Here is a 19,737-nt window from a genome sequence, read left to right on the forward strand (position 1 = left end):
CTGGCCGACCTCATCGCCCAGTTCCGCACCGCATCGGCCGCCGGCCACGCCGCCCAGGCCCGCAAGGCCTCCGCACGGCCGATGGGTGGCAACGCCCGCTCGACCGGTGCTGTGCCGCGCACGGCGGTCCGCATGAAGGTGCAGGGCGCCGGCGGGGCCGCGCTGAAGGCGCAGGCGTCCGAGGACGACTGGGAAGAGTTCTGATCGGCTGATCCCGATCGAGGGATCGGGACATCAATGACAATGACCGGCTGGCGTCACCCGACGCCGGCCGGTTTGCTTTTCGGGACGTGCTCTGGCGCAGGACGGCCGGCTGACCCGTCGTTGGCGCCCTGTGCCAACTGACGATCGAAGGGTTCCGCGGCCGTGCTGGCGTGGTCCTGAGGCCGTGCTGATGGAGATTGCGCTGCTACTGGCTCGCCCAAAGGATGCGGGCGATCCATTCGATCTCATCGACCGCAAATTGCCGATCCGGATAGTCCGGATTGACGGAAGCCAGCTCGATCGTGCGGGCGGTGCGGCGCTGCAGGATCTTCGCCATCACCTCGCCCTCGCGCGTCTTCACCACGACGCGATCACCGCGCCGGATCGAGGCGCTGGGCGACACGATGACGATGTCGCCGTCGCGGTAGAGCGGCATCATCGACTGCCCGGACACCTCCAGTGCATATACGGTCTCGTCATTCGTGGCCGGCAGGCTGATCTCGTCCCAGCCCTGTCCGACGGGAAAACCTGCATCGTCGAAGAAGCCGCCGGCGCCGGCTTCGGCAAGGCCGAGCAGCGGCACGGTCATCATCTTCGGTATGCGCGGCTCCAGCGACGTGCCGCGCATCAGCCCGACGAACTCGTCCATGCTGCTGCCCGTCGCTTCGACGATCTTGGCGATCGACTCGGTCGAGGGCCAGCGGGGGCGGCCGTCATTGGCCGCACGTTTGGACTTGTTGAAGGTCGTCGGATCGAGGCCGGCGCGGCGGGCAAGTCCGGACGGCGACAGCTTGTAGCGTGCCGCGAGCGCGTCGATAGCAGCCCAGATCCGGTCATGTGACAGCATGCGAATACGCCTAGGCGCTAGCGAGACAGTGAGGAATAAAGTCCTTGTCGTGAGTCTTAAAGTGCGCGCCCGCCACTGTCCAGCCCGAATTCATGATGGACGTGTTGTACAGGACGAGTTGCAGAGCAGTCGTCGCGCCTGCAGATGCGCGGAACGCGCGACCTGCTGGAACTCTGGCGCAATTGTGGCATTGATGGGATAGGAGTCTTACTGCCGCGTCGGCGGCACCGTCACCGGCCATGCGCTGCACCTGCTCCGGCTGGCCGAGGACGCGCGCAAGGAGTGCCGCTGACGATGAGCCTCAGATTTGCGCCGAACACCACCGAGGAAACCCGCCGGCGCGCCAGCGAGCCCGATCGCGGCCGCGATGCCAGGGCGCCTCAGCACATCCCGTGGCGAGGCTGGAAGGACATTCTGGTCCGCATCTACTTCTCCTTCTTCGAGGATCGGGTGATGCTGATCGCGGCCGGAGCGACCTTCTACCTGCTGCTGGCGCTCTTTCCGGCTCTTGCGGTCTTCGTCTCGCTCTACGGCTTCGTCGCCGACCCCGTGACCATCGCCGACCACATAGCCTTCATCGGGCAATTTCTGCCGCCGGCCGGCACGGAGCTCCTGGAGACGCAGCTGAAGACGCTTGCGCGGCAGGACCCGGCCTCGCTCTCGGTCGGCTTCATATCCGGCCTCCTGTTCTCGCTCTGGAGCGCCAACAACGGCATCAAGACGCTGTTCGAGGCGATGAACGTCGCCTATGGCGAGAACGAGGAGCGCAGCTTCCTGAAGCTGAACGCCGTTGCCTTCTGCTTCACGCTCGGTGCGGTCTTCATCGGCATCCTGCTCATCACGTTGGTTGGCATCGTGCCGGCGGTGATGAGCATCCTCGGCCTCGAAAGCTTCGCCGACCTTCTGATTGCCGCCGCGCGCTGGCCTGTCGCCTTCGCGCTGATCGTCGGCGCCATCGCCTTCGTCTATCGCTTTGGCCCGAGCCGGAACCGGGCGCGCTGGAGCTGGGTGCTGTTCGGCGCCGTGTTGACCGCCATCGTCTGGCTGGCCGTGTCCGTGGGCTTCTCCTGGTATCTCGCCAACTTCGCCAACTACAACGCCACTTACGGTTCGCTGGGTGCGGTGATCGGCTTCATGATGTGGGTCTGGATCTCCTCGGTGATCTTCATCGTCGGCGCGGAGATCAATGCCGAGATGGAGCATCAGACGGCCATCGACACGACCGACAAGCCGGACAAGCCGATCGGCACGCGCGGCGCCCGCGTCGCCGACACGATCGGCAAGAGCTCGACACGCGACAAGGCTCCCACGGCCGAGAAGAAGGGGCTGTTCGGCTGGCTGAAGCCGGCGCCCGAAGTGCCGAAAGGCTGAGACGTCCAGCGCCTCGTGCCACAGCGGCCGCCCCATGTCGCGAACCGATGCGGCGGCGTCGCGTCCTGCCCGCGGAAAATCCTCGACAGGTGCCTATATTGGCCCCTGATCGACGCTGAAACTGCAAAGCCCACCCCTCGGCCGGAAGCGGCAGACGGGGACCGGCACGTGGCGGTGGCGTCAGCGGGATCGTTGCCATGTCCATCAGCATCTTCGAGCTCTTCAAGATCGGCATAGGACCATCGTCCTCCCATACGGTCGGGCCGATGTGGGCCTGCCGACGCTACCTCGACCGTCTCGAAGAGCGCGGGCTGAAGACGCTGACGGCCGGGGTGACGGTGCGCCTCTACGGCTCGCTGGCGCTGACGGGCAGGGGTCACGGCACCGATAAGGCGGTGATGCTCGGACTTGCCGGGCTTCGCCCCGACACGCTCGACCCGGATGATGCCGAAGAGCTCTACGCCTTCATTCGGCAGCAGGGCGAGCTGCAGCTCGACCGCGCCCAGCGCATCCCCTTCCGCGAGGGTCACGAGCTGCTCCTCCTGATGCGCGAGCGCCTGCCGCATCACTCCAACGGGATGCGCTTCGAGGCCTTCGATGCGGGCGGCCGGGAAATCGACCGGGCAGACTACTACTCGGTCGGCGGCGGCTTCGTCCTCTCGGCGGCGGAGGTCGAGAATGCCGCGCCGGTGATGACCAATGCGCGCGCGCCGTTCCCCTTCGCTTCCGGCGACGAGCTCTTGGCGATCTGCGACCGCGAGCGGATGACCATCGGCGAGGTCGTCTTGGCCAACGAGGAGACCTGGCGGTCGAAGGAGGAAATCCGCTCCGGCATCCTCTCGATCCGCGATGCGATGTTCGATTCCATCGAGCGCGGATGCCGCATGGACGGCATCCTGCCGGGCGGCTTGAAGGTGCGCCGACGCGCCAAGCAGCTCCATACCGAGCTGCTGCGCCGGCCGGAGCAGGCGTTGCGCGACCCGCTGACGACGCTTGACTGGGTGAACCTCTATGCGCTTGCGGTGAACGAGGAGAATGCCGCCGGCGGCCGTGTCGTTACCGCGCCGACCAATGGCGCGGCCGGCGTCATACCGGCGGTGCTCGCCTATTACGAGCGCTTCGTCCACTCGGCGAACGACGACGGCGTCGTGCAGTTCATGGCGACGGCGTCTGCGATCGGCGCGCTGTACAAGCAGAACGCTTCCATCTCCGCGGCCGAGATGGGCTGCCAGGGGGAGGTGGGCGTTGCCTGCTCGATGGCAGCGGCCGGCCTATGTGCCGTGCTCGGCGGTACGCCGCGCCAGGTGGAGAATGCTGCCGAGATCGCCATGGAGCATAATCTCGGCCTCACCTGTGATCCCATCGGCGGGCTGGTGCAGATCCCCTGTATTGAGCGCAACACGATGGGCGCGGTGAAGGCCATCAACGCCGCGCGACTGGCGCTCAAGGGCGATGGCACGCACTTCGTCTCGCTCGACAGTGTCATCGAGACGATGCGCCAGACCGGCGTGGACATGAGCGAGAAGTACAAGGAGACCGCCCTCGGCGGGCTGGCGGTGAACGTCACGCTCTGCTGAGCGGAGCTGCGGGACAGGGGCGCCGGGCGAGCGCCCAAGCGCCTCGCCGACCAGCCGTGTTGCGGCGACGGCGACGGCGCTCCTCAAGGGTCGAAAACGCACAAGTCAAAAGCTTTGCCGGCGAATATTGTTTTCGCCCGTCCGGCTCTCTATTGTGACAACAATTCTCGAGATTTTTCGGAGCCTTGCGCAGCCTCGTGGAGGGAAGCAGCCGATGCCTACCAGTCATGTCCTGATCAGTCTGTGCGGCGAAGTCGCACTGCTGCTGTGGGGCATCCAGATGGTCAGCGCTGGCATGCAGCGCGCGCTCGGCAGCAGCCTCCGGCACTTCCTCTCCATCGGGCTGAAGAACCGCTTCCGCGCCGTCCTTACCGGTCTCGTCGTCACGGGCCTTCTGCAGAGCAGCACGGCGACGGCGATGATGGCGACATCCTTTACGATCGGCGGAGCCGTCGATCTCGTGCCGGCGCTGGCGATCATGCTCGGCGCCAATGTCGGCACGACGCTGATCGTGCAGCTCGTTTCCTTCGACATTACGCTGGTCTATCCCGCGCTGATCCTGATCGGCGTCGTCCTGTTCCGGCGCGGCCGTCGCGCCGCGGCTCGCGATGCCGGCACGGCCGTTGTCGGGCTCGGCATCATCCTCCTGTCGCTGCACCTGTTGATCGAGACCATGCGGCCGCTGGAAGCCTCGGCCGTCCTGCGCGATCTTCTGCAGGCGGTGACGGATGATCCGCTGCTCTGCATCCTGCTGGCCGGGCTGCTGGCCTGGGCGGCGCATTCCAGCGTCGCGGCAATGCTTTTCATCATGTCGCTGGCCGGGGCAGGCGTGGTGACGCCGCAGGCCTCCCTGGCGCTCGTCATCGGTGCCAATCTCGGCAGTGCGCTCAACCCGGTGATCGGCGGCCTCGGCGGCGATCCCACGCGGCTGCGTTTGCCTGTCGGCAATCTCCTCAACCGCGTCGTCGGCTGCATCGTCGCGCTGCCGCTGCTGCCCTACCTGACGGCGCCGCTGCTCGATCTCGCCGGCGGTCCCGCCCGGGCTGCGGCCTTGTTCCACTTCGGCTTCAACATCGCAACCGCCATCCTCTTCGTCGGGCTTCTGCCGAGGCAGGCGCGGCTGATGGCTCGGCTTCTGCCGAAGCAGGCTGAAGCGGCCGATGCCGGCAAGCCGCAATATCTGAACGAGATGGCGCTCGGAACGCCCTCGGTCGCTCTGTCGAACGCGGCGCGCGAGGTGCTGCGCATGGTCGACATCGTGGAGGCGATGCTGCGCGGCTCGCAGGACGTCTTTCATCGTGACGACCGCGACAAGATTGCCGCGATCAGCCGCATGGATGACACGCTGGACCGGCTCTACAAGGCGATCCAGCGCTATCTCGGCCAAATCCGCCACGAGCGTCTGGACGCGGAGGAGGCCCAGCGCCTCTCCGACACGCTGGCGCTCGCGATCAACCTCGAGCATATCGGCGACATCATCGACCGCAACCTGATGGATCTCGCCGCCAAACGCGTCAGCAACGGTTTGAGACTTCCGGAGGAAGCGCAGGCGCAGGTCGACGACATGCATGCGCGGCTGCTCGATCACCTCCAACTGGCCGTCGCGGTCTTCATGTCCGGGGACTGGCAGGCCGCGCGACGGCTCGTCGCCGAGAAGGAGAGCTTTCGCGACATCGAGCGGGAAGCAACGCAGCGGCATGTCGAGCATATGCGCGCCGGCGCGCGCGGCGAGATCGAGACGAGTTCGCTGCAGCTCGACATCACCCGCGATCTGAAACGCATCGAGTCGCATATCGCCGCAACGGCCTACGGCATCCTGGAGGCCGCCGGCCAGCTGCGCGGAAGCCGCCTGACCGCGTGAAGCCGTGGTTCGCATGCTCGGATCGGGCAGGCGCGGCGGTAGAGGCGCGGTTCTACGCCGGCTATCGATCATCCCGGCGCTGCGGGGGCTGCTTAAAGGTCGATCAAGGCTTCTGCTGTAGCCATCAACGGACGGATACTCCGACCCTGCAGGTGGCGGCATGGCTCACGGATGCGAAGGCTGCCGCTCAGGCGCCGAGCTCGATTTCACCTTCTCGATGGCATTCCAGCCGATCTACGACGTCGCGGCGGAGCGTGTGTGGGGCTACGAGGCGTTGATCCGCGGCACGGCCGGCGAGGGCGCCTATGGCGTTCTCAGCAAGGTGGCGGCGGATCAGAAGTATCGCTTCGATCAGGCCTGCCGCGTGAAGGCGATCGAGCTTGCCTCGGCGCTCTTCCCGCAGGGCGCAGACCTGCGGCTCTCCATCAACTTCATGCCGAACGCCGTCTACGAGCCGGCGGCCTGTCTGCGTGCAACGCTCGCCGCCGCCAAGACGCACCGCTTTCCGCTGAACTCGATCATGTTCGAGTTCACCGAGGCGGAGGAGATAGTCGACACTGATCACCTCACGAAGATCATCACCGAATACCGGCGGCGCGGCTTCATCACCGCGCTCGACGACTTCGGCGCCGGCTTCGCCGGTCTTGGGCTCCTCGCCGACTTTCAGCCTGACCTGATCAAGATCGACATGAAGCTCGTCCGCGATGTCGATACGAGCCGTCCGCGTCAGGCGATCCTGGCGGCGGTGCTTCACATCGCGCGGGAACTGGGGATCACGGTGCTTGCCGAAGGCGTGGAGACGGAGGCGGAGTTTCTGGCTTTGAAGGCTGCCGGCATCCGGCTGTTCCAGGGCTACTATTTCGCCAAGCCGGCCTTCGAGGCGCTGCCGCCGATCGGCGCCGGCGCGGCGGTCGCGGCCTGAGACAACGTCACCGTCGGCCAAGGCCTGATCGTGCACAGGCGGGCCGGACTGCTGGATCAGGACCGCTTCGGCACCGCAAACTGGAAGCTCTGCACTCCTCCGCCATCGAGTTCGGCCGGCTCGTTCGGCAAGGCCATCGCGGCGACGAGCCAGGACGGCCGCGACTCGGCGCCAAGATGCGATGTCGGGATGATCGCTTCGGGATCGTCGAGGCTCGACAGCGTGATGCTGATCGTGCCCGTCGGCAGATACTGGTAGGTGAGAGGTGTGCCGCAGTCCGGGCAGAAACCGCGATCGGCGACCGAAGAGCTGCGGAAGAGTTTCGGGGGCTGCTTGTGCCAGACGACGTTCTGGGCGCTGAACTGCGCATGGCCGAGAAGCGGCGCACCGGCTGAGCGCTGGCACATTCGACATTCGCAGAGGCTGGCCATCGCCGGCTCGCCCTTGACGGTGTAGCGGATGGCGCCGCACTGGCAGCCGCCGGTCAGCTCGCTCATCGAAATGCCTCCATCGTGAATGCCGTGGACCGGCCGCATTCCGCGGCCGCCACGTTTCGGCTCATTCATTCACGAAGACGAGGCCGGGGCCAAGATCGCATATGTGAGCGGTGCCCACTGCGAAGGTCCGATCGGCGCCAGAAGAGGCGGTTCCCGGCTGCCGGAACGTCCAAAGCGGCGACGGTCCTCCGGCCGCGCCGCTCTCAACGATAAAGTGTCGAGACGGAGCCCTGCATCACGCGTCATCCGACAATGCAGGGCCCCGAAGTCACTCCGCGGCCGCCTGCTGCTCCAGGAGCCGGCTGACATGCTGAAGCGAGAGCGTCATCGCGTCGAGCGAGGCCGCAATCTCCTTCTGCTGATCGCGCAAGACCTTCTCCTGCTCCTGGAAGCGCTCCAGCGCCGCCTCGAGCTGCTTCCGGCGCCCGTTGGGCTGATGGTAGATCTCGATCAGCTGCTTGGCCTCGGTCAGCGAGAAGCCCAGAACCTTGGCGAGCAGGATGAGCCGCAGCCGCGCCCGATCCTTGCGGGAGTAGAGGCGCGTGGTTCCGCGGCGGTCCGGCGAGAGCAGGCCGCGGTCTTCGTAGAAGCGTAATGTCCGCAGGGTGACGCCGAATTCGCGCGCCAGATCACCGATCTTGAAGACCTGCCGATCCGAATGGCGATCTTCCTTCATTCCGAGGAGGAACTCGACGTCCGCCACAACGACGCCGTCGTCGAGTGGCTCGACGGTCTTCATGTCTGTCATTTAGAGGATTCCGGGAAGTTCGTTGGAGGAGAGTTCAATGGTCTCAAAGGCGTAGAGGCCAACTCTGTCCCCGCGTAATATCGTGAAGAATGAGGCGCTTACAAGATGTGGTCTCATTCTAAAATCCAGCTTCGATCACGCTTCCCCGCGTATTTAACGAATTCTGAATAATCCGGATCACGCATCGTTTACCGGATTACCTAGCGGCATCGCCGGCCGAGCGTGTCGTTGGGAACAAAGCTGCGCCGGGCGACCTGCGTCGGGGACGGAACGAGGAGACTCACATGGCCGAGCCGAGAACCGCAGCTCAGGTGAAGCGCTCCGCTGACGAGCCTGACGTTTCGCTGGCCTCGCTCAACCGAACTCTTGAGCAGCTGGAAAGCCGGCTGTCGCGGCTGACCTTGAGCAAGGGCGTAGTGTCGCCGGCGCCGTCCGGCCGGATCACCGAGGTGCCCGGCGAGATGGCGGCGCAGTTTGCGGGGCAGCCGAGCGCGCCGACCCCGGCGCCGCGCCCATCGCTCTCCGACGCCGTTTCCGAAATCGCCATGCGCCGGCAGATGCTGGAGCGCGAGGGTGAGAAGAGCGCGGGTGCTGCGGCGGCCGCCGCCGACCTGCGCGACATCATCGCGCGCCATTCCGCTCCTGCGCCGCGTCCGACCGCTCCTGTTGCGGCCCGTCCGGCCCAGGCCGACATCGAGGCGCTGAAGTCCGATGGCGTCAGCTACGCCCTGATGGCGAGCGTCACGGCAGAGCTGCAGCAGCTCCGCGCGACGCTGAAGTCGGAGGTGGCCGAGCGCATCGAGCCGCGTTTCGACGACATGCGGACCGCCTTCGACGAACTGCGCCAACTCGTCGCTGACCAGGCGAGCCCCGACACCATCGACGCCGAAATCTCGCGCGTCGATCGCGGCCTCGTGCAGATGGTCGACGGCGGCGCTGATCCCGGCATGGTGGAAGCACTGCGCCACGAGCTGCGCCAGATGCGCCAGCTGGTTGCCCAGACGGCGCGCGAGGACACGCTGCAGTCGGTCGGCCGGCGATGGGACGATCTCGCGACCTCGATCAGCGGCAAGGCCGAGGAAGAAACGCGCGCCAAGCAGGATCTGAAGGCCGAGCTGGAGCGTCTGCGCGAATCTCTCGGCGGTCTGGCCAGCGAGGACCACATCAAGGCCGTGGAGCGCCGCTGGGACGACTTCGAGACGCGCTATCTCGACCGTGCCGCACCGGACGGCGACCAGCTGAGCGACCTCCTGCAGAAGGAGATGCAGGCGCTGCGCGAGAAGCTGGAGACGCTTGCCAGCGAACGCTCGATCAAGGCCGTCGAGGAGCGCTGGGGCCAGCTCGAGGAGCGCTTTGCCTCGCGTGACATCGAAGCCAAGATCGAGGCGATGGCCGCGCGCATGGAGCAGCTGGAGACGGCGCTCGCAAAGCTCCCGGAGACGCTGCCGATCGCGCCGCTGGAGCAGCGCATCCATTCGCTCGCCCTGTCCATCGAGCAGCTGCTGACGCACCAGCCCGAGCACGACATCGACCACTTCGTGGCTCTGGAGGAACGCCTCGACGAGATCTCGCGCGCCATCGTCTCCAATGCACGCCAGGCACCGGCGCAGCTGGACATGGCGCCGATCGAGCGCATCGAAGCCCGAATTGCGGCGCTGACCGCGCGGGTCGACCAGATTGCGCAGGAGGGTGACGCCGAGCTGTTGTCGCAGCGCGTCAGCGAATTGGCGCAGCGCGTCGAAGCGTTGTCCTTCGATGGCGTTTCAGGCGAGCTTGCCGCGCGCCTGTCGGACTTCTCGGACCGGCTCGAGCGTCTGCTGGCTGAAGCCGAACAGCCGCGCGTCGATGTGGAGGCAATCGAGGGACGGTTGTCGGACCTGGCCGCGCGCATCGAGAGCGGCCTGCCGCAGGTTGACGAGGCGCTGGTCCGCTCGCTCGAGGCGCAGATCGCCAAGCTGTCGCAGCAGGTCGGCACCATCGGCGGCTTCGGCTCGGGCGGCGAGGTGGAGTTCGACGAGCGACTGGCGGCGATCGAGCGCCGGCTCGACGAGAACCGCGACGCCCTGATCGCATCTGCGAAGGCGGCCGCCGACGAGGCCGTGGAGCGGATGCTGGAGATCGGCGCCTTCCGCGAAAGCGAGCATGTCGAGCAGCTCTCGCAGGACCTGCGTTCGCTGGAGGCGCTCGCGCGCCAGACTGACGAGCGGGCCGGCCATGTCTTCGAGGCCGTCCACGGCACGCTGCAGAAGATCGTGCAGCGGCTCGACCAGATGGATCGTGACTTCGCCGGTGCGAGCCACCGCAACGACGTCCGCGAGAGTGCGCCGGTCGTGCAGGCCGCAGCGGCTCCGGCTGTCGCATCCGCTGCGGCGGCTGCCGAGCCGCCGATGCGCGGCGCCGATGTGGGCGGTCTGCGCAATGCCATCTCGCGCCGGCTGAATCTGCGCGACGCTGCGGCGGAGAGTGCGGGCGAGACAGCCGGCGACGTTCTCGAAGGCACGCGCGACGAGACGCCGGAGGAGATGCGGGCGCCCTCGCTCGATGCCGCCGACTTCATCGACACGCGCGAGGCCAACCGGCCGCTGGAGATCGGCTCCGGCGCTCCGGACATCGCGGCCCTGCTCAACCGCGTGCGGGCTCAGCAGAGCGCCGGCACGGCCGAGGTCGATCCCGCCGTTCGCGCCGACTTCCGCGCCGCCGCCAAGCGCGCCGCCGTCGCCGCGGCTGCGGAGGCCGAGAGCCTGCGCTCGAACGGTTCGGAGGAGGGCGGCCGCGTCAGCCTCAGCGAGGCGATCTCGCGCCGCCGCAAGCCCATCCTGATGGCCGTCGGAGCCGTGCTGCTGGCCCTGATGGCGATGCCGCTCGGCCGCGCCTTCCTGGCGCAGCGTCCGGATGCCGTCGACGAGGACGCCGGCGTGCAGATCGAGGAGCCGGCAACGCCGATGTCGAACACGACGCCGGCCGAAGCACCTGCTGCATCGTCGTCCGAGATCGAGGATGCGGCGCCGGTCGCGCCCGCCGCGCCCGCAGCGTCTGAGGCATCCGTCAAGCCGCCGTTGATGCCTGTGGCGACACCGCCGCAGCAGCCTTCGGCGATCGCTCCCGCCGCGCCGGAGAGCACCACGCCGGCGGCAAACGCCGGGCCTGCCGGCACGGCCGCGCCATCCGGCACGCCGGCGATGGCGCCGTCCGCTTCACCCCAGCCTTCCTCGGCAATGACGGCGCCAACCGGCTCTGCTCCGGTAGCGGACGCTGCACCACTGGCCTCGGCGCTGAGTGCGGCCTCTCCGGCCGGCTCGAAAGTGGCAGGCGCCGGCGAGGCCGCTCTGCCGACCGCTCCCGCCGCGTCGTCCACGGATGCCGGCCTGCTGGCTTCGGCGACCGCCAAGCTCCCCGCCGCGACCCGGATGCTGCCGGCCGTTCCGGATGGCATCGGCACGCCGGCCCTGACGGCAGCCGCCAACGGTGGCGACCCGAAGGCGATCTTCGAGGTGGGCTTGCGAATCATGGAAGGCCGTGCCGGCGAGCCGGACGCGTCCGCGGCGCTGCCGTGGTTCGCCAAGGCCGCGACGGCTGGCTTCGCGCCGGCGCAGTACAGCCTCGGCACCCTGTTCGAGAAGGGCAATGGCGTCACCCGCGACCTGCCGACGGCGCGCGACTGGTACCTTCTGGCGGCCGATCAGGGGAACGTGCGGGCCATGCACAACCTCGCGGTCCTCTACGCGACCGGCATAGACGGCAAGTCGGAGCCGGAGACGGCCGTGAAGTGGTTCAGCGACGCGGCCGCCTACGGCATGCGCGACAGCCAGTACAATCTCGGCATCCTGTTTGCGCGCGGATCGGGCGTCGAGCAGAACCTCGAAGCGTCCTACCGCTGGTTCTCCATCGTCGCCCGTGCCGGTGACAAGGATGCCGAGGAGAAGCGGCAGGAACTGGCAAAGTCGCTGCCCGCGGAGACGGTCAAGGCCGCCGATGCGGCGGTGGCCAACTGGCAGCCCAAGGCCCGTGTCGAGGAGGCCAACACCGTCCAGGTCCCCGATGGCTGGGACAAGCCGAGCGACCAGACCTCTTCGATCGACATGAAGCGGGCGATCCGCAACGTCCAGGCGATCCTGATCAAGCTCGGCTACGAGCCGGGCGTGCCGGACGGCGTGATCGGCGAGAAGACCACTGAGGCCATCATCGCCTTCCAGAAGAAGACGGGGCTGACGCCGAACGGTCAGATCGACGAGCCGCTGATCCGGGCGCTGCTGCAGCGCAAGGACGCCTGACATATCATTGGCGCGGAAGCGATGATCCGCGTTTGACAGGGGCGGGGGCTTCGGGCGAAGACGGGCCTCGCCTTCCGCCCGTCCCCCGAAGCTGTACTCGCGCGTGAATCTCTATCTCCCGATCGCGGAACTCTCGGTCAACGTCTTCGTCCTCATCGGCATGGGCGCGGCCGTGGGATTCCTGTCGGGCCTGTTCGGGGTCGGCGGCGGCTTTCTGATCACCCCGCTCCTCATCTTCTACAACATCCCGCCCGCGGTCGCGGTCGCAACCGGTGCGAACCAGGTGATCGCGTCTTCCTTCTCGGGGGCGCTGGCGCATTACAAGCGCGGCACGGTCGACCTCAAGCTCGGCACCATGCTGCTGATCGGCGGTGCGGTCGGCTCGGTGCTCGGCGTTCTTCTCTTCACCCTTCTGCGCCGGCTCGGTCAGCTCGATCTCATCGTTTCGCTTCTCTACGTCGTCTTCCTCGGCACCGTCGGGGGGCTGATGCTGGTCGAGAGCGTCCGCGCCATGCTGCGCGCCTCCGGCGATGGCTCGGGCGAGATCCGGAAATCCGGCCACCACAGCTGGATCCACCGCCTGCCGCTGAAGATGCGCTTCCAGCGCTCCAAGCTCTACGTCTCGGTCATCCCGGTTCTCGGGATCGGCCTCTTCATCGGCATTCTCGGGGCCGTGATGGGCGTCGGCGGCGGTTTCATCATGGTGCCGGCGATGATCTACCTGCTGCGCGTGCCGACGAGCGTCGTCGTCGGCACCTCGCTGTTCCAGATCATTTTCACCGCCGCGGTCACGACGGTTCTCCAGGCCGCGACCAATACGACGATCGACGTCGTCCTCGCCTTCCTCTTGATGATCGGCGGCGTCGTCGGCGCGCAGTTCGGCGCCGAGGCCGGCCGCAAGCTGCGCGGCGATCAGCTGCGCGCGCTGCTCGCGCTCCTGGTGCTGTCGGTGTGCCTGCGCCTTGCCTTCCAGCTCGTCGCTTATCCCGGCGAACTCTTCTCCATCACGCTGCCGACCGGAGAGCTCGGCTGATGCGCTCGGGCCCGCAGCGGCTGTTGCGCAGGCTTGCCTGTGCCGGGACACTGGCCGCTCTGGTGCCGGCAGCGCTGGCACCCGCGACGGCGCAGAACCTCCTGCCCGAAACCTTCGAGATCGGCCTCTCCACCGAGCGGATCGGAATCACTTCGGACTTCAACGGCGCCCGGCTGGTGATCTTCGGGGCACTCGACAACGCCGATGCGCAGATCCTGCGCCAGCAGCGCTACGACATCATCGTCGCGCTGGAGGGGCCGAAGCGCCCGGTGGTGGTGCGCGAGAAGGAGCGGACGCTCGGCCTCTGGATCAACCGCGGCTCGGAAGACTTCAACGCCGCGCCGAGCTCCTATGCGCTGGCCTCCACCCGTCCGCTCGGCGACATCGCGCCGGAATCGACGCTGGCGCAGCTGTCGATCGGCATCGATGACCTGCGTCTCGACGCCAAGCGCCAAGGCGAGACGGCGGTACCGAACCGCGACATCTACGCGACCGCCTTCCGGCGCATCAAGAAAGAGACCGGTCTGTACAACCAGACGCATGGCACGGTGGAGTTCGTCAGCCCGACCCTGTTCAGGGCCGATCTGCAGCTGCCGGCGGACCTGCCGGTCGGGCGGCATGTCGCCCGCGCCTTCCTGTTCCGCAGCGGCGTCTTCCTGCGTGAGCGCTCTGACGAGCTCTATGTGGTGAAGACGGGCTTCGAGAACTTCGTCTACGATTTTGCCACGCGCAACAGCCTCACCTACGGCATCTTCGCGGTGCTTCTGGCGATCTTCACCGGCTGGTTCGGGCGGATCGTCTTCCGCCGCGACTGAAGGCGCTCGACGGCCAGTGAGACGTCAGGCCCAGAAGTCCGGCAGCACCTCCGAGAGGCGGGGGCCGAGGCGGAGCGGCGCCACCTTCTCGGCAAGGCCGGTGCGGTCGGAGATCTCGACGCCCAGGCCGCAGATCGTCGCTGGCCCCTGCGCCGGCTCCATGCGCCCGCGCGGGATCTTCGACAGGAAGCGGTTCAGCGGCTCCTCCTTGTCCATGCCGAGCGAGGAATCGTAGTCGCCGCACATGCCGGCATCCGACTGATAGGCGGTGCCGCCCGGCAGGATCTGGTGATCCGCGGTCGGCACATGCGTATGGGTGCCGACGACGACGCTGGCGCGCCCATCGAGATAGTGGCCGAAGCACTGCTTCTCGCTCGTCGCCTCGGCATGGAAGTCGAAGATGATGGCATCCGCCTGCTCGCCAAGCGGACAGGCGGAGACGATCTCGTCGGCGGACCGGAAGGGATCGTCCAGATCGGGGTTCATGAACACCCGACCCATCACATTGGCGACGAGGACGCGGGCGCCGTTGCGAGCCTCGAAGAGGCCGGAGCCACTGCCCGGCGTTCCTGCCGGGAAATTCGCAGGACGAAGGAATCGGTCCTGGCGGGCGGAGAACACCAGCGCTTCGCGCTGGTCGAAGACGTGGTTGCCGGTCGACACGATGTCCGCGCCGGCCTCCCGCGTGCGCAGGAAGATATCCTCGGTGATGCCGAAGCCGCCGGCGGCATTCTCGCCGTTCACCACCACGAAATCGAGCTTCAGGTCGGCGATCAGGCCGGGCAGGCGCTCGAACACGGCCATGCGCCCGGTGCGGCCGACCATGTCGCCGAGGAAGAGAAAGCGCATCGACGGATCAGCCGCGCTCGTTCTTCGCCGTTTCCAGCTTGTGAAGCGAATGCTGCACGGCCGGGCGCGAGCCGACACGCTCGACCCAGGCAAGGAGCGATTCGAGCTCGTTGGCGCCGTCGTCCTTCAGGCCCTTGCCGGAGACGGCGATACGGACCCAGCCGAAATTGATGATGTCGGCGATCGTGTAGGTGTCGCCCGCGAGATAGTCGTTGCTCTTCAGCCGCTCGTCGAGGACGCGCAGGATCCGCAGCGATTCATCACGGTAGCGATCGATCGCATAGGGGATCTTCTCCTTGGCGAACTTGGCGAAGTGGTTCCATTGGCCGAGCATCGGGCCAACACCGCCGACCTGGAAGAAGGTCCAAGCCAGCGTTTCGGCACGCGCCTGCCCGGAGGTCGGCAGGAACTGGCCGGTCTTCTCCGCGAGATAGATCAGGATGGCGCCGGATTCGAAGACGCGGATCGACTGGCCGCCGTCATTGTCGACGATGGCGGGGATCTTGCCGTTCGGGTTGATCGCCAGGAAGTCTGGTGCCTTCTGCGCGCCGGACGAGATGTCGACGAGGTGGAGGCGATAATCGAGGCCGCACTCTTCGAGCATGGTCACCGGCTTTTCGCCATTCGGCGTCGTCCAGGTGTAGAGATCGATCATCGGGCAGCTCCTTTTTGCCGCAGCGGCTTTCGCGGGCAAGCTAGTGCGTCGCCGCAATTCCGACACGGGTCAAGCGTCGTGCAATGCCGGCCGAAGAAAGCTGTGCACGACCATCCTCAAAGAGACCCATCATCCGCATGCATGACATGACACTTCGCCCGACGCGGCCAAACCGCCTCGGAGGCCCGTTGCGCGGATCCACCATTGCCGCACTGCTCGCGACGGTCCTTGCGACATCCGGCTGCCTCTCGACGACGCCGGCGGGTGATACGGCTCCGGTCACGATCGATGCGAAGGCCGCACTGTCGAGCGTCAATGCGTTTCGCGCCAGCAATGGCCTCGGCCCCCTGACGATCGCCGCGGGGCTGACCGATGCGGCCGCCGCGCAGTCAGCGGCAATGGCGGGGCGGCAGACGATGAGCCACACGGTGGGTGGCCGGCTGGACGCTCGCCTCGCCACTGCGGGTTACCGATGGGGCGTCACCGCTGAGAATATCGGGCGCGACTATCGTGATTATGCGGGCGCCATCAAGGGCTGGGAAAACTCGCCAGCGCATCGCCGCAACATGCTCAATCCCACCGTTACCGAGATCGGCATGGCAGGTGCGCGCAACGTCGAAAGCGGGCGGGCCTTCTGGACGATGATCCTGGCGGCGCCGAGCCGGAGAACGACGGTCGCGTCGGTGGCGCCCGCCTTCTCCTTCGGACACCCGATCAGGGTCGCAGCACCTCCCGCTCCGTGACGATCATATGCAGCGGCACGTCATGTGCGTCGGCGGGGGCCTCGGCGACTTCCTGAACGGCGAAGGCGACGCCGGCGAGAACCGGGTCGCCACCGCGATCCCGGATCGCTGCGATGGCGCGGTCATAGAAGCCGCGGCCATAGCCGATCCTGTGGCAGCGCCGGTCGAAGGCCGACATCGGTACGAGCATGACCATCGGATCGAGAACGGGGGCATCGGCGCCCGGCGCCACAGTGCCGAAGCCCTGTGACTCGAGCACGGCACCGCTGAGAAGTTCGCGGAACTCCAGCCTGTCGCCGATGATGGCCGGCACGCAGATCCGGGCTCCCTGATCGGCAAGCATCGCCATCAGTGGCCGGAGGTCGACCTCCGAGCGGATCGGCAGAAAGCCTGAGATGATCGTGCCGGGCTCAACCGGAAGAAGCGGGGCGCATCGCTCGGCAATGACGTGCGATGCCTCGATGCGGGCATCGGCCGGGATCGCATCCCGGCGCGCCAGGGCATCCGCCCTCAAGGTGGCTTTCAGGCTGCGATAATCGGTCTGCATCGGTGGGTCTCCTCGGCGGGCGACCTGACCGGATAATGCGGAGGAAGGGAAGGGGGAAGGGAGGCAGTGGCGAGCCACCTCGGCCGATGAGGAAGTCGATCCCGGGAACCTACAAAGTAGGTGGGCGCCGTGTGCTCCGGCCCACGGACCGGAACAGGGACAGCTCCCTCAGGAAAGAGTAAGGCCCCGGGGAAATGTTACCCCTGTCGAACCGCGCAGCCCGCCGACACCGAATATAGGCCGAGCGACGGCTGCAATCCAGAGGGGAGCCCGATGCCGCACTGCGTGCGGAGCGCTGTACGGCCGATCAATCTTATGCGCTGAGGCGGCTCCCGACCGGCGAGTTGGCGGCAAAGCGCTGCTTGAACGTACCGAAGGGCATCGGCTTGCCGAACAGGTAGCCTTGCCCCTCCACGACGCGGCTTCGCAGATATCGGGCCTGCGCCTCGGTCTCGATTCCTTCGGCGATGACGGCGAGATCGCATCCTTCAGCCATCCGCGTCACGGCATCGACGATGCCCTGATCCTTGCGTGAGGTTTCGATCTCGCTGACGAAGGAGCGGTCGATCTTCAGGCGGCTGATGTCGAGCTTCTTCAGCATGGAGAGCGAGGCAAATCCGGTGCCGAAATCGTCGAAGGCGATGCCGACGCTCTTACGCCTGATCCGCTTGAGATGGTCGGCCACCATGCGATCGTCCAAGAGGACGATGTTCTCGATCACCTCCAGTTCCAGAGCGCTGGCCGGCAGGCCGCTGACGCGCAAGGCCTCCTCGACCTGTTCGACGAAGTCCGCCGAGCGCAGCTGCGCCGCGAAGAGGTTGACCCCGACCTTGAAGCTCGGAAGGCCGGCCCTGCGCAGCTCCATCGCCTGGCGGCACGCCGACTGCAGGATCCAGTTGCCGACGGGCACCGCGAGATGGCTGCGCTCGAGGACCGAGAGGAACGCGGCAGGGGCGAGCACGCCGCAATAAGGATAGTTCCAGCGCAGCAGCGCCTCGGCGCCGACGATGTGACCTCCAGCAAGGTCGACCTGTGGCTGGTAGTAGAGCTCGAAGCTCCCATCGTTCCAGGCATCGTGCAGCTCCTGTGCGATCCCACTCCTTTCGATGGAGGCGCGTCGTAGTTCCGGAGTGAACAGGCGGACGCGGGCGCGGCCTTTGCCCTTGGCGTCATAGAGGGCGAGATCCGCGGCGGTGAGCATCGCATCGGCGTCCAGCGCCTCGGTCTGCGACGGCATGATGCCGATGCTGGCGGAGATGTACATCAACTGCTGCTGCACCTCGATCGGCACTTCGATCGCAGCGATGATCTCTTGCCCGATCCGCGCCGCCCGCATCGGATCGGCGCTGTTGGAGATCAGAACGCCGAATTCGTCGCCGCCAAGGCGTGCCGCCATGTGCTGGCAGTCGATGACCGACAATATGCGCTTGGCGACAATGCTGAGGACCTCGTCTCCTGCCGCATGCCCAAGCATGTCGTTCACGGCCTTGAAGCCGTCGAGATCGATCATGAGCAGCGTGAACGGCGTATCCGCGTCACGGCTGGCGTCCACCTTCTCGGCCAAGGTCTCGTGGAAGCGGGTTCTGTTGGCAAGTCCCGTCAGCGGATCCGAGAAAGCCAGCGCCCTGATTTTCTCTTCGCTTCGCAGCCGCTCTCGCTGATCGCGAAATGCCACGACGACCTGCGGACGCCCGCCGAGCCGAACCTCACTGAGCAGGATGCGGACAGGGAGAGTGGAGCCGGATGCGCAGACCAGACGTGCATCCGCCTCCTCATGCTCCGGCATGGACAGTGCATCGATGCCGGGGAGAAGAGACTTCAGCGTCCGCCCGACCAGTTCGTCGCGACTCCAGCCAATCAGGCGGGCGAGGCTGTCATTGGCAGAGATGATCTGATCGCCTTCGCAGATCGCCAAGCCCTCGAGAGCGAGGTTCGCCAGTTCTCCCAGGCGGATGCGCTCTCGTCGCAGCTCGGCCTTGGCATGCAGGCTGAAGCGCAGGCCGAGGACGGCGATCGAGAGGACGCCGAAGCAGACAGCCGCCACGATTGGGGCGAGCACCTCGGGCGGAACCGCCAGGCGTGGCAGCCGGATGGCCGGATTGTACTCCAGGTCCATCGCGGCCATGCCGCTGAGATGCAGGACCGCAATGGAGAGAACGAGAAGCGGTGCGCCGGCAAGCCGCACGGTCCGGTTCCGCTCGCCGGCAACAACGACCGACAGTCCGAACAGCGGCAATCCGGCGACGATCGAGAATGCCACCAGTCCCGGATCCCAATGCACCACACCTGTGACGAAGTAGGCGGCCTGCCCAACATAGTGGAGAAGCGCGACCCCAGATCCGATGATCACGCCGCCGACGAAGCGCCTGCCTCGGCCCAGCCGCCCGATGGTGATTGCCAAGCCGAGCCCGATGCCGAGCACGGCGAGCAGCAGGGACAGTGCGGTCAGAAACGGCTCGAAAGCTGAGAGCATCCCTGGCTGGAAAGCCAGAAGGGCGATCATGTGGGTTGCCCAGGCCGTGGATCCGGCGGCTACGATCGCGACCGCAGCCCACTTCCGCCGGGCTGCGCCTTCTGATCGCCCGGCGTGCTTGGAAACGGAAAAGGATCCGTAGACGCCGATGACGCAGACGGTCGCTGCGAGCAGCAGAAGGGTAGGGTCGTTTTCGACCTGAAGGCAGGTCACAATAGAGTTCATGAGGCTCTCCGCACCCGACCCTGCGCAGGGCGCGGTTAACGCGGCGTCATGAGCGGGGAGCCTCACGGCAATGTTATGCGTCAGCGACTATGAAGGCCA

At 66.7% G+C, this 19,737-nt stretch carries 15 protein-coding genes, 1 other RNA gene and 1 pseudogene; 9 read left to right on the top strand and 8 right to left on the bottom strand.

Annotated elements, in window-relative coordinates:
* Nucleotides 1-204 (top strand): annotated as a pseudogene (locus tag C0R46_RS00005) (hypothetical protein); the annotation flags it as partial.
* A 205-nt stretch (nucleotides 205-409) separates the two neighbouring features.
* Here C0R46_RS00005 and C0R46_RS00010 read toward each other — a convergent pair.
* Nucleotides 410-1,051: a S24 family peptidase gene (locus C0R46_RS00010; protein WP_102957550.1), complete on the bottom strand. Its 642-nt coding sequence runs from the start codon at nucleotides 1,049-1,051 to the stop codon at nucleotides 410-412.
* A 294-nt stretch (nucleotides 1,052-1,345) separates the two neighbouring features.
* Here C0R46_RS00010 and C0R46_RS00015 point away from each other — a divergent pair, with 294 nt between their 5' ends.
* From C0R46_RS00015 to C0R46_RS00030, 4 genes are all read left to right on the top strand, one after another.
* Nucleotides 1,346-2,422: a YihY/virulence factor BrkB family protein gene (locus C0R46_RS00015; protein ID WP_102957551.1), complete on the top strand. Its 1,077-nt coding sequence runs from the start codon at nucleotides 1,346-1,348 to the stop codon at nucleotides 2,420-2,422.
* A 197-nt stretch (nucleotides 2,423-2,619) separates the two neighbouring features.
* The gene (locus C0R46_RS00020; RefSeq protein ID WP_102957552.1) at nucleotides 2,620-3,999 is read left to right on the top strand and encodes an L-serine ammonia-lyase; all 1,380 of its coding nucleotides are present in this window, start codon (nucleotides 2,620-2,622) and stop codon (nucleotides 3,997-3,999) included.
* 214 nt (nucleotides 4,000-4,213) lie between these two features.
* On the top strand, nucleotides 4,214-5,860 hold the full coding sequence (locus C0R46_RS00025; RefSeq protein ID WP_102957553.1) for a Na/Pi cotransporter family protein: 1,647 nt from the start codon (nucleotides 4,214-4,216) through the stop codon (nucleotides 5,858-5,860).
* Nucleotides 5,861-6,020: 160 nt separating this feature from the next.
* The gene (locus tag C0R46_RS00030; protein ID WP_102957554.1) at nucleotides 6,021-6,782 is read left to right on the top strand and encodes an EAL domain-containing protein; all 762 of its coding nucleotides are present in this window, start codon (nucleotides 6,021-6,023) and stop codon (nucleotides 6,780-6,782) included.
* Nucleotides 6,783-6,838: 56 nt separating this feature from the next.
* On the opposite strand, the gene C0R46_RS00035 is transcribed toward C0R46_RS00030, so the two are convergent.
* Entirely contained in the window at nucleotides 6,839-7,279 is a 441-nt protein-coding gene (locus C0R46_RS00035) for a GFA family protein (protein WP_157944500.1), read from the bottom strand.
* 268 nt (nucleotides 7,280-7,547) lie between these two features.
* Entirely contained in the window at nucleotides 7,548-8,027 is a 480-nt protein-coding gene (locus C0R46_RS00040; protein ID WP_245413353.1) for a MerR family transcriptional regulator, read from the bottom strand.
* Between the two features lie 284 nt (nucleotides 8,028-8,311).
* On the opposite strand from C0R46_RS00040, the gene C0R46_RS00045 reads away from it, so the two are divergent.
* The 3 genes from C0R46_RS00045 to C0R46_RS00055 all read left to right on the top strand — a co-directional run bounded on the left by C0R46_RS00045 (nucleotide 8,312) and on the right by C0R46_RS00055 (nucleotide 14,146).
* On the top strand, nucleotides 8,312-12,298 hold the full coding sequence (locus C0R46_RS00045) for a peptidoglycan-binding protein (protein ID WP_102957556.1): 3,987 nt from the start codon (nucleotides 8,312-8,314) through the stop codon (nucleotides 12,296-12,298).
* Between the two features lie 103 nt (nucleotides 12,299-12,401).
* Complete coding sequence (locus C0R46_RS00050) at nucleotides 12,402-13,331, top strand: sulfite exporter TauE/SafE family protein (protein WP_102957557.1); 930 nt, start codon at nucleotides 12,402-12,404, stop codon at nucleotides 13,329-13,331.
* On the top strand, nucleotides 13,331-14,146 hold the full coding sequence (locus tag C0R46_RS00055; protein WP_102957558.1) for a TIGR02186 family protein: 816 nt from the start codon (nucleotides 13,331-13,333) through the stop codon (nucleotides 14,144-14,146). Before C0R46_RS00050 ends, C0R46_RS00055 begins: the two co-directional genes overlap by 1 nt.
* 24 nt (nucleotides 14,147-14,170) lie before the next feature.
* Here C0R46_RS00055 and C0R46_RS00060 read toward each other — a convergent pair whose 3' ends face one another.
* Nucleotides 14,171-14,995 carry a TIGR00282 family metallophosphoesterase gene (locus C0R46_RS00060; protein ID WP_102957559.1) on the bottom strand — a complete coding sequence of 275 codons (825 nt, stop codon included), beginning with the start codon at nucleotides 14,993-14,995 and terminating at the stop codon, nucleotides 14,171-14,173.
* A gap of 7 nt (nucleotides 14,996-15,002) precedes the next feature.
* Complete coding sequence (locus C0R46_RS00065) at nucleotides 15,003-15,650, bottom strand: glutathione S-transferase N-terminal domain-containing protein (RefSeq protein WP_102957560.1); 648 nt, start codon at nucleotides 15,648-15,650, stop codon at nucleotides 15,003-15,005.
* A 188-nt stretch (nucleotides 15,651-15,838) separates the two neighbouring features.
* Between C0R46_RS00065 and C0R46_RS00070 the strand changes: the two genes are divergently transcribed.
* Nucleotides 15,839-16,393 carry a CAP domain-containing protein gene (locus C0R46_RS00070; RefSeq protein WP_157944501.1) on the top strand — a complete coding sequence of 185 codons (555 nt, stop codon included), beginning with the start codon at nucleotides 15,839-15,841 and terminating at the stop codon, nucleotides 16,391-16,393.
* On the opposite strand, the gene C0R46_RS00075 is transcribed toward C0R46_RS00070, so the two are convergent.
* The 3 genes from C0R46_RS00075 to C0R46_RS00085 form a co-directional block, all read right to left on the bottom strand.
* The gene (locus C0R46_RS00075; protein WP_102957562.1) at nucleotides 16,365-16,940 is read right to left on the bottom strand and encodes a 5-formyltetrahydrofolate cyclo-ligase; all 576 of its coding nucleotides are present in this window, start codon (nucleotides 16,938-16,940) and stop codon (nucleotides 16,365-16,367) included. The two genes, C0R46_RS00070 and C0R46_RS00075, sit on opposite strands and share 29 nt — an antisense overlap.
* A gap of 67 nt (nucleotides 16,941-17,007) precedes the next feature.
* A non-coding RNA gene (gene ssrS / locus C0R46_RS00080) (6S RNA) lies at nucleotides 17,008-17,165 on the bottom strand.
* Between the two features lie 88 nt (nucleotides 17,166-17,253).
* On the bottom strand, nucleotides 17,254-19,638 hold the full coding sequence (locus C0R46_RS00085) for a bifunctional diguanylate cyclase/phosphodiesterase (RefSeq protein ID WP_102957563.1): 2,385 nt from the start codon (nucleotides 19,636-19,638) through the stop codon (nucleotides 17,254-17,256).
* Nucleotides 19,639-19,737 lie beyond the last annotated feature (99 nt).

This window comes from Mangrovicella endophytica, from assembly GCF_002893625.1.
GTDB lineage: Bacteria > Pseudomonadota > Alphaproteobacteria > Rhizobiales > Rhizobiaceae > Mangrovicella > Mangrovicella endophytica.